This is a genomic window from Streptomyces sp. NPDC005774 (assembly GCF_042871645.1).
Lineage (GTDB): Bacteria > Actinomycetota > Actinomycetes > Streptomycetales > Streptomycetaceae > Streptomyces > Streptomyces pratens.
On the sequence record NZ_JBIAIV010000015.1, the window covers coordinates 46,033 to 58,913 of the forward strand.

10 protein-coding genes and 1 pseudogene are annotated in these 12,881 nt (G+C 71.9%); 9 read left to right on the forward strand and 2 right to left on the reverse strand.

All coding sequences use genetic code 11. The features are described from left to right. Nucleotides 1-294 precede the first annotated feature (294 nt). A pseudogene (locus ACFYQA_RS16225) lies at nucleotides 295-983 on the reverse strand (acetyl-CoA carboxylase biotin carboxylase subunit family protein); the annotation flags it as partial. Nucleotides 984-1,210: 227 nt separating this feature from the next. Here ACFYQA_RS16225 and ACFYQA_RS16230 point away from each other — a divergent pair. The 9 genes from ACFYQA_RS16230 (at nucleotide 1,211) to ACFYQA_RS16270 (ending at nucleotide 11,163) form a co-directional block, all read left to right on the forward strand. After that, nucleotides 1,211-1,876, forward strand: a complete 666-nt coding sequence (locus ACFYQA_RS16230; protein ID WP_388917368.1) for an urease subunit gamma — start codon at nucleotides 1,211-1,213, stop codon at nucleotides 1,874-1,876. Further along, complete coding sequence (locus ACFYQA_RS16235) at nucleotides 1,857-3,689, forward strand: urease subunit alpha (RefSeq protein ID WP_388917371.1); 1,833 nt, start codon at nucleotides 1,857-1,859, stop codon at nucleotides 3,687-3,689. The genes ACFYQA_RS16230 and ACFYQA_RS16235 overlap by 20 nt, the downstream gene beginning before the upstream one ends. 90 nt (nucleotides 3,690-3,779) lie before the next feature. Further along, a complete protein-coding gene (locus tag ACFYQA_RS16240; protein ID WP_388917374.1) occupies nucleotides 3,780-4,454 on the forward strand; it encodes an urease accessory protein UreF in 675 nt (224 codons plus the stop codon). Nucleotides 4,455-4,482: 28 nt separating this feature from the next. Next, nucleotides 4,483-5,178: an urease accessory protein UreG gene (gene ureG, locus ACFYQA_RS16245; protein ID WP_388917377.1), complete on the forward strand. Its 696-nt coding sequence runs from the start codon at nucleotides 4,483-4,485 to the stop codon at nucleotides 5,176-5,178. Then, complete coding sequence (locus ACFYQA_RS16250) at nucleotides 5,175-6,017, forward strand: urease accessory protein UreD (RefSeq protein WP_388917380.1); 843 nt, start codon at nucleotides 5,175-5,177, stop codon at nucleotides 6,015-6,017. The genes ureG and ACFYQA_RS16250 overlap by 4 nt, the downstream gene beginning before the upstream one ends. 475 nt (nucleotides 6,018-6,492) lie before the next feature. Continuing rightward, nucleotides 6,493-8,772 carry a catalase gene (locus tag ACFYQA_RS16255; protein WP_388917383.1) on the forward strand — a complete coding sequence of 760 codons (2,280 nt, stop codon included), beginning with the start codon at nucleotides 6,493-6,495 and terminating at the stop codon, nucleotides 8,770-8,772. A 439-nt stretch (nucleotides 8,773-9,211) separates the two neighbouring features. Continuing rightward, nucleotides 9,212-9,898, forward strand: coding sequence for a HemK2/MTQ2 family protein methyltransferase (locus ACFYQA_RS16260; protein WP_388917386.1), 687 nt, complete (start codon nucleotides 9,212-9,214; stop codon nucleotides 9,896-9,898). After that, the gene (locus ACFYQA_RS16265) at nucleotides 9,882-10,175 is read left to right on the forward strand and encodes a CDGSH iron-sulfur domain-containing protein (protein WP_388917389.1); all 294 of its coding nucleotides are present in this window, start codon (nucleotides 9,882-9,884) and stop codon (nucleotides 10,173-10,175) included. The genes ACFYQA_RS16260 and ACFYQA_RS16265 overlap by 17 nt, the downstream gene beginning before the upstream one ends. After that, nucleotides 10,156-11,163, forward strand: a complete 1,008-nt coding sequence (locus tag ACFYQA_RS16270) for an iron-containing redox enzyme family protein (protein ID WP_388917392.1) — start codon at nucleotides 10,156-10,158, stop codon at nucleotides 11,161-11,163. The genes ACFYQA_RS16265 and ACFYQA_RS16270 overlap by 20 nt, the downstream gene beginning before the upstream one ends. 57 nt (nucleotides 11,164-11,220) lie before the next feature. On the opposite strand, the gene ACFYQA_RS16275 is transcribed toward ACFYQA_RS16270, so the two are convergent. Beyond that, the gene (locus tag ACFYQA_RS16275; RefSeq protein ID WP_388917395.1) at nucleotides 11,221-12,753 is read right to left on the reverse strand and encodes an FAD-dependent oxidoreductase; all 1,533 of its coding nucleotides are present in this window, start codon (nucleotides 12,751-12,753) and stop codon (nucleotides 11,221-11,223) included. Nucleotides 12,754-12,881: the final 128 nt, after the last annotated feature.

Here is a 12,881-nt window from a genome sequence, read left to right on the forward strand (position 1 = left end):
ATGGATCGACATGCACGCGATTCATGCTTCAGCTGGAGCCCGCACGGGCCGCCCTGTCCGACGGTAGCCGCCGGGCCGGGCCTGACGTGCCCGAATCGCTCTCCCTGCATTGTTTTTCAGGATGTTCACTTCGTTGACGTCGTGTAAACCCAATGGTTAATGTCGCCGCAGCCGACGGGTGCTGTGCATCCCGCACCGGGCGCGCGAGGCGGGCATGAGTGCCAAGAGCGCCCCGTGCACCCCGTGTGCACCCCATGCACCCCATTCCCCTCCGTGAACCGTGGCAGGACGGCCGACGGCGGCGCCGGCGAGGTCGATGCCGGCGAGGTGGCGTACGAGTTCGGTGATGCGGTTCCCGGCGGGCCGCGGGTCGACCTCGACCACGCGCGGCCCGGCGGAGGTCGGCTTGATCCCGGTGTGCGTCACCGTGGCGTCGGTCGGGCCGAGCACCTTGAGCACGCCGAGCACCTTGAGTACGCCGGGTGCGGTGTGCCCGGCGGCCTCCGTGTCCGCGGCCGGCAGGGCCCGGGGAACATGTGGCCGGTCTCGATGAACGCGGGTGCTCCGCCGGCGCTCTTGCCGGTCACGCCGACCGTGGACCGCGCCCGCGTGCGAAACCGTCTCGACCCTCACCTCCGGGCCGTCCAGGAGTTCTTCGAGCAGGCCGACGGGTGCCCGCCGCCGCCCGCGCGCGTCGACCGGGAAGCCGGCCGGCCCTCTTACCGCTGCGGCGAGCTGCTCCTCGTCGTCCATACGCCGCATGTGCATGCCCACACACAGCACGTACATGCCCACGCACAGGCCGACGGGCTTGACCACCAGCGGGTGGCCGATCTCCCGCGCCGCCCGCGTGAGGCCGGCCCACGCCTCGTGCACCGCGAACCGCGGCCCGGGTAACCAGCTTCGGCAAGGACGTGACGGGTGGCGGCCTTGCGGCAGGCGTTGCGGACCGACTCGCGTGTACTGCCCGAGGGGGCCGGAAGAGGCCTGAGGGGGCAGGGAGGGACGGCCGTCGCGCCCGTAACTGCGCCCCGCGTGCCACCCGTGCCCCCGGTTCATTCGATCAGGGCCTTTGGGGTCGATTTCTCCGTATCGGAGTCCTTTCCTCCTCGAGGATCGGCCTGCGGCGGACGCGGGAGGGGCGTCGCACCGTGTGGTTCCGACGAGCCGCGCGGCCCAGGAGAAGCGACGAACAGGAGAGGGGGACGGCATGCACCTGACACCCCACGAGCAGGAGCGCCTGCTGGTCCACGTGGCGGCGGATGTCGCCCGGCGACGCCGTGAGCGAGGACTGCTGCTGAACTATCCCGAGGTCATGGCGCTGCTGACGGCGCACGTCTACGAAGAGGCGCGGGCCGGGGCGACGGTCGACTCCGTGATGGAGTCCGGGCGTCATGTGCTGCGGCGCGGCGATGTCATGGACGGCGTACCGGAGATGATCGCCCACGTCCAGGTCGAGGCGACGTTCCCGGACGGAACGAAGCTGGTGACCCTTCACGAGCCGTTCGACGCGGCGGCCGCCGAGGTCGACGTCCACCCGGGCAAAACGGAACCGCTGCCGGACGAGGACGAGTACAGGGTGGCCTTCAACGAGGGCTCCACGCCCGTGCCGCTGCAGGTGTCCAATCCTTCGGACCGTCCGATCCAGGTCGGCTCCCACTTCCACTTCGCCGAGGTCAACGAAGGGCTCGACTTTCCCCGCGAGGCCGCCCACGGCATGCGGTTGCACATCGCGTCCGGCACGTCCGAGCGGTTCGAACCCGGTGACGAGCGGACCGTGTCGCTGGTGCCCATCGCCGGCGACCGGATCGTCGGCGGACTCCAGGCCGGCAAGAGCGAAGAGGAGAAGCACCTCGATGCCCGACGAGACCGATAACCCCTCGGCCCCACTGCTGCGGTCCCGCTACACCGACCTCTACGGCCCCACGGCCGGTGACCGAATCCGGCTCGCCGACACCAACCTCGTCCTCAGGATCGAGGAGGACTGGTGCGGTGGCCCGGGACGCAGCGGCGACGAGATGGTCTTCGGCGGCGGCAAAGTGATCCGCGAGTCCATGGGCCAGTCGCACATCCCCCGCGACGATCCGCGCAAGCCGGTGGACACGGTGATCACCGGCGCTCTGATCCTGGACCACTGGGGTGTGGTGAAGGCCGACATCGGACTGCGCGACGGCCGGATCCAGGCGATCGGCAAGGCGTACAACCCCGAGACCATGTCGCCGCGCCCCAACGACGACCCGCGCGCGTCCGACTTCGTCGTGGGGCCCGAGACGGAGGTGATCTCCGGAAAGGGACGCATCCTGACCGCCGGCGGCGTCGACACACACGTGCACTTCCTGTGCCCCGGCCAGATCCACGAGGCGCTCGCCTCGGGCGTGACGACACTGATCGGGGGCGGCACCGGCCCCGCCGAGGGCAGTACGGCCACGACCGTCACGCCCGGCAAGTGGCACATCCAGCGGATGTTCGAGGCACTCGACGCCTACCCGGTGAACATCGGCCTGCTCGCCAAGGGCAGCACGGTCTCCGAGAAGGCGCTGCTCGACCAGGTCGCCGCCGGCGCCCTCGGCTTCAAGATCCACGAGGACTGGGGCGCGACCCCCGCGGTGATCGACGCGGCCCTGACGGTGTGCGAGGAGACCGGGGTCCAGGTCGCCCTGCACGCCGACTCCCTGAACGAGTCCGGCTTCGTGCAGCACACCTTCGCCGCCACCAAGAAGGACCGCCGCACCAAGGACGCCAAGTACCGCAGCCTGCACATCTTCCACATCGAAGGCGCCGGCGGCGGCCACGCGCCCGACATGATCAGCCTCGTGAGCAAGCCGAACGTGCTGCCCGCGTCGACGAACCCCACCCGGCCCCTGACGGTCAACACCGTCAAGGAACACGTCGACATGATGATCGTGTGCCACCACCTCAACCCCGAGGTCGAGGCCGACATGAAGTTCGCCGACTCGCGGATCCGGCCCTCCACGATGGCCGCCGAGGACCTGCTGCACGACATGGGCGCCATCTCGATGATGTCCTCCGACGCCCAGGCCATGGGCCGCATCGGAGAAATGGTCATGCGGACCTGGCAGACCGCGCACGTCATGAAATCCCGCTACGGCCACCTGCGGGAGGACGACGCCGGCGCGGACAACTTCAGGGCCCGGCGCTACGTCGCCAAATACACCGTCAACCCGGCCATCACCCACGGCATCGACCACGAGGTCGGCTCCGTCGAGCCGGGCAAACTCGCCGACCTGGTCCTCTGGGAACCCAAGTTCTTCGGCGTGAAACCCCACATGGTCATCAAGGGCGGCCAGATCGCCTACGCGCAGATCGGCGACGCCAACGCCTCCATCCCCACCCCGCAGCCCTATCTGCCGCGCCCGGTCTGGGGCTCCCGGGGCCGGTCCCCGGCGGCGAACTCCTTCAACTTCGTCGCGGAGGCGGCCCTCGACGGCGAACTCTCCCGGACCGGACTGCTCAAACCCCTGCGCGCGATCCGCTCCACCCGAGAGGTCACCAAGGCCGACATGGTGCACAACAACGGCCTGCCGGACATCGTCGTCGACCCCGACACCTTCGAGGTCACCATCGGCGGCGCCACCACCTCCGACGTCCGCACCATGGTGGACGGACACGAGGTCGGGCGGAACTACGCGACGGAACTGCCCATGGCCCAGCGCTACTTCCTGTTCTGACTGTTCCGACAGTTCCGGCACCCCCGACCCGGGCCGGCCGCACCGACGTGGGCCGGCCCCGCGCCTCGCGAAAGGAGGACCTGTCACCCCATGAGCCGCACCGCCCTGCTCATCCTGGCCGACGGCCGCTTCCCCGCCGGCGGGCACGCCCATTCCGGCGGGATGGAGGCCGCCGTCGCCTCCGGAGGCGTGCACGACACCGCGAGCCTGGAGGCGTTCTGCCGCGGGCGGCTGCACACCGCCGGACTGACCGCGGCCGGCCTCGCCGCCGCGGCCGCCACCGGATACGACGTCCTGGCCCTGGACGACGCCGCCGACACCCGCACCCCGGCACCGGCGCTGCGTCGCGTCGCGCGCCGCCTGGGCCGGCAGATGATGCGCGCCGCCCGCGCCACCTGGCCCTGCGCCGGCCTCGACCACCTCGCCCGCCACCGGCCGCAGGGGGCCCACCAGCCGGTCGTCCTCGGCGTCACGGCCCGCGCCGCCGGACTCACCGCGCTCGACGCCGCCCACGCCGCCGTGTACGAGAGCGTCGGTGGGCCGGCGACCGCGGCGGTGCGCCTGCTGAGCCTCGACCCCTTCGAGGCCACCGCGGTGCTGGCCCGGCTCGCCGACGACCTCGACGCCGTCGCCGACACCGCGTCCGACGCGGCGGGGCGCGTCGCCGCCGAGGGCGTCACCGTCCTGCCCGCCGCGTCCGCACCCCTGCTGGACATCACCGGCGAGCAGCATGCCGCCTGGACCGTTCGCCTCTTCGCTTCCTGACCACATCCGGACCGACCCTGGAGTCCCCGTGCATCTGGACCACGCCGTGACCATGCCGCAGCGCCACACCTACAGCGCCGACCCCCGGCGCCCGGACGGCAGCCGCCGCGCCCTGCGGATCGGCTTCGGCGGACCGGTCGGCTCGGGCAAGACCGCGACCGTCGCCGCACTGTGCCGCACGCTGCGGGACCGGCTGTCGATCGCCGTGGTCACCAACGACATCTACACCCAGGAGGACGCGGCGTTCCTGCGCCGCGAGGCGGTGCTGCCACCGGAGCGGATCACCGCCGTGGAGACGGGAGCCTGCCCGCACACCGCGATCCGCGACGACATCTCCGCCAACCTCGAAGCGGTCGAGCAGCTCGAACAGACCCTGGAACCGCTCGACCTGATCCTCATCGAGTCCGGAGGGGACAACCTCACCGCGACCTTCTCCCGCGGACTCGTCGACCACCAGGTCTTCGTCATCGACGTGGCCGGCGGCGACGACATCCCGCGCAAGGGAGGCCCGGGCATCACCACCGCCGATCTCCTCGTGGTCAACAAGACCGACCTGGCCCCGTACGTCGGAGCCGACCTGGACGCCATGGCGGCCGATGCCCGCAAGCAGCGCAAGGACCTGCCGTTCGCCTTCACCAGCCTGACGGCAGCCGACGGGGTCCGCCCGGTCGCCGACTGGGTCACCGAATGCCTCGCCGCCTGGCATGCCGGAGCCACCCGGTGAGAGCCGCCGCACCGCTGCCGGCCGCTCGCCCCGTCGTTCCTCACCCCGTCGACCCCGCCCCTGCCCACCCCGCAGGTGTCCGCGCCACCGCCCGCCTGCGAGCCACCCACAACGGCCGCGCCACGACGGTCCCTCTCCTGCACAGCGACGGACCCTTCCACCTGCGCCGGCTCCGGCCCCGCGGAGAGTGGGCACGGGTCTGCGTGCTGGGCGCGATGAGCGCGCCCCTCGGCGGAGACAGACTCGCGCTCGACGTCACCGCCGAGGCGCGCACCCGGCTGGAGGTGACCGCGGCCGCCGCCACCATCGCGCTGCGCGGCCCCACCGCCGACCCCGCCACCTACGACGTACGGCTCACCGTCGGCGAGGACGCCTCCCTGCGCTGGCTGCCCCAGCCGCTGATCAGCACCCGGGGCAGCACCGTGCACCAGACGTACCGGGTGGAACTCACCGGCAGCTCCCGGCTGCTCCTGCGTGAGGAGCAGCTCCTCGGACGCACCGCCGAGCCACCGGGCCACCTGTCCACGCGGCTGACCGTACGGCGCGACGGCCGGCCGATCCTCGACCAGCACACCGTCTACGGCACCCCGGCGCCGGCCTGGGACGGACCCGCCGTGCTGGGCGGCCACCGCGCGACCGGCCAGCTCCTCCTCGTCGACCCCGGCCTGATGGCGCCCCCGGCGCCCGTCCTCCTCGGCGACCCGGTGCGGGGACACTGCGTTCTGGTACCGCTCGCCGACGGCCCGGCACTGCTCGCCACCGCTGTCGCACCGACCCCCGCCCAACTGCGCCGCCTGCTCGACGCGGCTCTCACCCGGGTGTCCGGCGCGGAGACATAGCCCGGGGCACGGCTCGGCGTACTGCTGTGAGGGGTGCGGTGCTCCGGGGCGATGCCGCTTCGCATACGACACGTTCGACCAGGAGAAGCCTCCCGAGGAAGGCCGAACGGGCGTTACGGCGAGACACGAAGACCTCCGTGCGGTGAGTTCCTGGACAGCTCCCGCCGCACCGGGGGTCTTCGCCGTGTTCAGGACCCGACCGGCGTCGCCGACGCTCGTGATCGACACATCTGGGGCACGGCCGCCGCGGCACCGCGGTGTCCCTCGCCGGCCCAGCAAGAGATGCCTGCTCGGTCGAGGACGCCGAGGATGCCTTACGGGGCCTCCACGGTGTCCGGTTGTGCCGCAGCGCCGGACGGTGCGGCGCATGTGTCGGCTTTCGTGCCGAGGGGTACCCGCCGCCAGTCGATGTCACCCCTGTCCGAGTGCTGATCGCACTGCGTGTGGCACTGCCCGTCGTAAGGATCGGAACCAAGTGAGCGAGAAGAAGACACCCGTGTCGGCCGCCGCGGAGAAGATCGTGGAGAAGGTGCAGGAGGTCGTTCACGGGCCGCACGAGATTCCCGGGGCCCCGGGACCGGAAGCCGCGCCGGCCGAGGAGCCGACCGAGGCGCGTGAGCCGCTCCCGCCCAAGCACGACCAACGCGGACCGGACACGTACGGCCCCACCGGCCAGCCCACCGGAGCCCGGCAGGGCCGGATGGCCCAGGACGGCGCGTACCTCACCACCGCCCAGGGCGCGCGCCTGTACGACACGGACCACTCGCTGAAGGCGGGGCCCCGCGGCCCGGTGCTGCTCCAGGACCACCACCTGCGGGAGAAGATCACCCACTTCGACCACGAGCGCATCCCCGAGCGGGTGGTGCACGCCCGCGGTGCCGCCGCCCACGGGGTCTTCCGGAGCTATGGCGTCGCGGCGGGCGTCACCAAGGCCGGCTTCCTCACCGAGGGCGTCGAGACGCCGGTGTTCGTCCGCTTCTCCACGGTGCTGGGATCGCGCGGTTCGGCCGACACCGTGCGGGACACGCGGGGCTTCGCGACGAAGTTCTACACCGACGAGGGTGTCTTCGACCTGGTCGGCAACAACATTCCGGTGTTCTTCATCCAGGACGCGATCAAGTTCCCCGACGTGATCCACGCCGGCAAGCCGCACCCGGACCGGGAGATCCCGCAGGCGCAGAGCGCCCACGACACGTTCTGGGACTTCGTCACCCTCCACACGGAGGCGACGCACCACACACTGTGGAACATGTCGGACCGCGGCATCCCGCGCTCGTACCGGATGATGGAGGGTTTCGGGGTCCACACCTTCCGGCTGGTCAACGCCGACGGCGCCACCACGCTGGTGAAGTTCCACTGGAAGCCGAAGCTGGGTGTGCACTCGCAGGTGTGGGAGGAAGCGCAGCTCGCCGCGGGCGTGGACCCGGACTTCCACCGCCGCGACCTCGCCGACGCGATCGAGGCGGGCGCCTTCCCCCAGTGGGAACTGGGCGTGCAGACCTTCCCGGACACCGAGGACCAGATGTTCGAGGGCATCGACCTGCTGGACCCGACGAAGATCGTGCCCGAGGAGCTGGCGCCGGTCCGCCCGATCGGCCTGATGACCCTCAACGCCAACCCGTCGAACTTCTTCGCCGAGACCGAGCAGGTCGCCTTCCACGTCGGTCACCTGGTTCCCGGCATCGACGTCACCGACGACCCCCTGCTGCAGGGGCGCCTCTTCTCCTACCTCGACACCCAGATCAGCCGGCTGGGCGGCCCCAACTTCGGGCAGCTGCCGATCAACCGCACGCACGCCCCCGTCAACGACATGCTGCGGGACGGCATGCACCAGACCGCGGTGCACCGCGGCGTGGCACCGTACCGGCCCAACTCCCTGGACGGGGGCTGCCCGTTCCTCGCGGGAGCGGACACCGGGGCCTACATCGAAGTGCCCGCCGAGGTGCCCGCCGCCCGCAAGGTGCGTGACGCGGCGGCTTCCTTCGACGACCACTTCAGCCAGCCCCGGCTGTTCTGGCTCAGCATGTCTCCCACGGAGCGCGAGCACATCGTCGCCGCCTACACCTTCGAGCTCGGCAAGTGCTGGGAGACGTCCATCAAGGAACGGGGGCTGAAGTCGCTCGCCAACATCGGCCCGGACCTCTGCAAGCAGGTCGCGGCCGGCCTGGGCCTTCCGGCCCCCGAGCCGACCGTCCCCCCGGCCGTGGTCGAGCCGAGCCCCGCACTGTCCCAGCTCGGCGAGGACTGGCCGGTCGACGGCCGGATCATCGGCATCGTCACCGACGGTGCGGAAGACCTGGACGGCGTACGGGAGACGCGCCGTGCGGTCCTCGACGCCGGCATGGTCCCGCTGGTCGTCGCACCGGCGGGCGGCAGCCTGGACCCCGACGGCGACCCGGTCACCGTGCAGCGCACCTTCGCCACCGCCCGGTCCGTCGAGTTCGACGCGATCCTGCTGGCCGGGGCGCCGGCTCCGGCCGCCGACGCCTACGGGGCCCGCGACGCCAAGGCCGACGACGGTGCCGCCGCGGCCACCGGCGTGGACCCCCGGCTGCTGCTGATGGTCACCGAGGCGTACCGCCACGGCAAGGCCCTCGGGGCCTGGGGCGGAGGGACCGGTGTTCTGGAGGCGGCCGGCCTGTCCGCGGCCTCCGTGGGCGTGGTGGTCGGCGAGCGCGCGGCCGCGGTGCTGCATGACGTGACGGGTCTCCTCGCGGGCCACCGCGCCTGGGACCGCTTCACCCCCGCTCTCTGACAGGTACGCCCGGCCGGGGGACGAGCAGGTGAGCCCGTCCGCGGACACGGGGAAGGGGCGGCACGGGTTCCGGGGACTCCCGTGCCGCCCCGACCGCGCGCGAAGACCCCTTTCCGGAGCCTCTGCCCGCCTCCCCGCGCAGCCCACCCGAAGCGTTTTCGCCCTCCTTCACCGGAAAGCCCGCACACCATGGACCACTCGACAGCTCCCGTACTCGACGCTCCGACGGCGTGCGACGCCGCCCCGGGCGGTCCGCCGGGCCTCGACGAACGAGGGCCACCAGCGCCTCAGCATGCGACAGCAGCCACAGGGCAGAAGATCGGGGACCGCTGCTCGAGTGGCGGTGGGTCATAGGCACACCGAACCTGAATGGGGTGGGCACGCGCCTGGTGAGACGGACGAAGACCGGTACCTGTTCGTACCCTCATGGAGGCTTCAGATGGCGACTGCCGCCGCACGCACGGCCGACCTCGGGAACCTGTGGACCCTGCCCGGGGTCTACGCCCCCCAGGCCGACACCCACCTGCTCGCACAGGCGCTTCGCATCGAAGGCATCACGGCGGACACGGACGTCCTCGACGTCTGCACCGGAAGCGGCGCGCTCGCCGTGCTGGCCGCCCGGACGGGGGCACGGGTGACGGCGACCGACATCTCATGGCGGGCGGTGATGACCGCTCGGATGAACGCCCTCCGTGCCGGACACCGCGTCCGGGTCCGGCGCGGCGACCTCACCGGGCCGGTGGCGCGGCAGCGCTTCGACATGGTGGTGAGCAACCCGCCGTACGTGCCCACGCCCCACGCGCGCCGCCCCCGCCGCCACAGACCCGCGGTCGCCTGGGACGCCGGTCACGGCGGACGGCAGGCCGTCGACCGGATCTGCGCGCACGCCCGGAACGTGCTGCGACCGCACGGCGTCCTGCTCATGGTGCACTCCGGGTTCTGCGGTGTGGAGGAAACGCTGAGGCAGCTGACCGACAGCGGGCTGCGCTGCTCGGTGACGGACCGCTCCTACGTGCCCTTCGGTCCCGTGCTCACCGAGCGGCTCCCGTGGCTGCGGGCCCAGGGCCTGATCGGCCCCGGCGAGGACAAAGAGGAACTGGTGGTCATCCGTGCCGAACGAAGCTGACCGGCCCAGGCGGGTGACCGTCGACGGCAACGGGCCGATGCTGATCGAAGGACCGGTGGAGATCGTCCGGGAGGACGGCACGATCGCCACCTCCGACCGGTTCGTCGTCGCCGTCTGCACCTGCCGCCGCAGCCGCATCCTCCCGTGGTGCGACACCAGCCACCGCCGCAGGAAACCCCCCGGCGCCGCGCCCCGCGAGGACGGCGACCAGCCGCACGGCCACGACCCGAAGGACACCAAGGACACCAAGGACACCCATGACGGCGACCACCACTGACCACAGCCCTGCCGCCGCCTTTGTGCCCGCGCCCAGGGGACCGCTCTCGGCCGGTCTGTTCGCCGCCCTCGCCTCACCGGGGCAGGCCCCTCCCGACGCGGACGCGGCCGCGGCCGCCGACCCGTACGGGGAGGACCTGCACCTGGCCCTCTACGTGCTCTACGAGCTGCACTACCGCGGTTTCGCCGACGTCGCGGAGGACCGTGAGTGGGACCCCGCGCTCATGCCCCTGCGCCGGGCCCTCGAAGAGCGTTTCCTCGACGCCCTGCGCGCCGACGTGCCCGCCGGCCGCACCACGGACGAGGCGTTCGGCGAGCTGCTGGTGGAGTCCACCGACCACAGTGACAGCGTCGCCCACCACCTCGAGCACCACGGGGAGCTGTGGCAGATCCGGGAGTACGCCGCGCTGCGCTCGCTCTACCACCTCAAGGAGGCGGACCCCCACGCATGGGTCATTCCCCGGCTGCGCGGACGGGCCAAGGCGGGCATGGTCGCCATCGAGTACGACGAGTTCGGTGCCGGCCGGGCCGAGAACATCCACGCCCGGCTCTTCGCCGAGCTGATGGAGGACCTGGGGCTGGACACACGCTACGGCCACTATCTGGAGGCGGCGCCCGCCTGTGCCCTCGCCGTCGTGAACGTGATGACGCTGTTCGGCCTGCACCGCGCGCTGCGGGGAGCGCTGGTCGGCCACTTCGCCTGTGTCGAGGTCACCTCGTCGCCGGGCTCCCGCCGGCTCGCCGCGGCGATGAGGCGCACCGGCGCCGGCCCCGCGGCCGAGCGTTTCTACGCGGAGCACGTGGAAGCGGACGCCGTACACGAACAGGTCGTACGCCGGGAAGTGATCGGGGGCCTGCTCGCCGACGAGCCGCACCTGGAACCGGACGTGGCTTTCGGAGCGGATGCCACCGTCCATCTGGAGGGCCTGCTGTCGTCCCATCTCCTGAAGGCATGGCGGACCGGACAGTCGGCGCTGCGCCAGGGGTAGTGGCCAGGGCAGCGGCCGGGGTGCTTCACCGCGCCCCGGCCGGGCGTCGGCGGGCGCTCACACCGTCCGTGAGGGCAACGGTCGTACGGCCGGGCCGTGCAGCACCTCGCCGTCGACGCCGAAACGTGAACCGTGGCAAGGGCACTCCCACGTGGTTTCCGCCTCGTTGAAGGCGACCAGGCACCCGAGGTGGGTGCACCGCGCCGACACGGCGTGCACGGTTCCGCCCTCGTCGCGGTAGACGGCGCAGCGCCGCCCCTCGACGCGCACGACCGCGCCCGATCCGGGGGCGATCTCGGCGACGGAGTCGACATGGCTGCTCTTCAGCCGGTCGCCCACGAAGTGCCGGGCGACGTCCGCCTGTTGCTTCAGCAGCGCCGCGCCCTCCCGGACGGTGCTCCGCAGCCGGCGCGGATCGTAGAGCCCCGCCCACTCGGGTTCCGCGCCGGTGATCAGTGATGCCAGCAACTGCCCGGCCATGGCGCCGTTGCTCATGCCCCAGCCGCCGAACCCGGTCGCCACGTACGCATGGTGCGCGCCGGGATGGAAGGGGCCCACCAGCGGCACACCGTCGCTGGCCTCGTTGTCCTGGGCGGCCCACCGGTACGCCGTGTCGCCGACCGGGAAGTGCTCGTGCATCCAGGCGTCCAGCCGGAGGAACCGCTCGTGGGTGTCACCCGTGCCGGGCGTGAAATCCTCGCCCGTGACGATCAGCAGACGCCTGCCCTCGTCGAGCGGAGCGGTACGGACCGACCGCTTGCCCATGTCGTCCGTGATGTACATGTGCTCCGGCGCTGCGGAGGCCGGCAGGGGAGCGGCGACGACCAGTTCCCGGTTCGGTGACAGGCGCGCGAAGAGGAGAGCCCGGTCGAAGACCGGGTAGTGCGTGGCGACGACGACGTCCTTCGCCGTGACCGTCGTTCCCCGTTCGGTCTTCACCTTGCACGGACTGCCCTCGGTGAGGCCGGTCACCCGGGTCCGCTCATGAATGACACCGCCCCGTGCGGTGAGGTCGTCCGCGAGGGCGAGCAGATACCTGCGCGGGTGGAACTGCGCCTGGTGCGCGACGCGCACGGCCGCCGCCACCGGGAAGGGTAGGTCGGTCTCCGTCACGAAGGACGCGTCCAGCCCCGCTTCCGCGGCCGCCTCGGCCTCGGCCTCGAACACGGCACGGCGCTGCGGGTCGGTGGTGAAGGTCAGAGCCGACGCCCGCTCGAAGTCGCAGTCGACACCCAGTTCGGCCGCCACCGCTCCGACCCGTTCCACCGCCGCCTGCTGGGACCGGGCGTACTGGCGCGCGCCCTCCGCGCCACGGGTACGGCGCAGCCGCTCGTACACGAGGGAGTGAGCCGCGGTGAGCTTCGCCGTCGTGTAGCCGGTCACCCCGGCCGCCACGCGATCCGCCTCCAGCACGACCACACTGCGCCCGGCCCGGGTCAGTTCCCAGGCGGTACTCAGGCCGGCCATGCCCGCCCCGATCACGGCGACGTCCGCCGTCGTGTCGGTGTCCGACGGGGGCCACCGGGTGCCCGGTGCGGTAGCCATCCAGTACGACTCGGCCATGCCGGGCAGTTCAGGTCGCGTTGTCATGGATCAGGTGTTCCCCCCGCGGCCGCGAGGAGACGTGGCGGGCCTTTTCTTCCCCTGAGCGGCCCTGCGCCACCGTATGCACCGTCACGTCACCGAACACGTTGTTCTGGACCTGCGCGAGGTACGGA

Coding starts and splice junctions, on each gene's coding strand:
- ACFYQA_RS16230 (WP_388917368.1), top strand. CDS start 1,211: ATGCACCTGACACCCCACGAGCAGGAGCGCCTGCTGGTCCACGTGGCG.
- ACFYQA_RS16235 (WP_388917371.1), top strand. CDS start 1,857: ATGCCCGACGAGACCGATAACCCCTCGGCCCCACTGCTGCGGTCCCGC.
- ACFYQA_RS16240 (WP_388917374.1), top strand. CDS start 3,780: ATGAGCCGCACCGCCCTGCTCATCCTGGCCGACGGCCGCTTCCCCGCC.
- ACFYQA_RS16260 (WP_388917386.1), top strand. CDS start 9,212: ATGGCGACTGCCGCCGCACGCACGGCCGACCTCGGGAACCTGTGGACC.
- ACFYQA_RS16270 (WP_388917392.1), top strand. CDS start 10,156: ATGACGGCGACCACCACTGACCACAGCCCTGCCGCCGCCTTTGTGCCC.
- ACFYQA_RS16275 (WP_388917395.1), bottom strand. CDS start 12,753: ATGACAACGCGACCTGAACTGCCCGGCATGGCCGAGTCGTACTGGATG.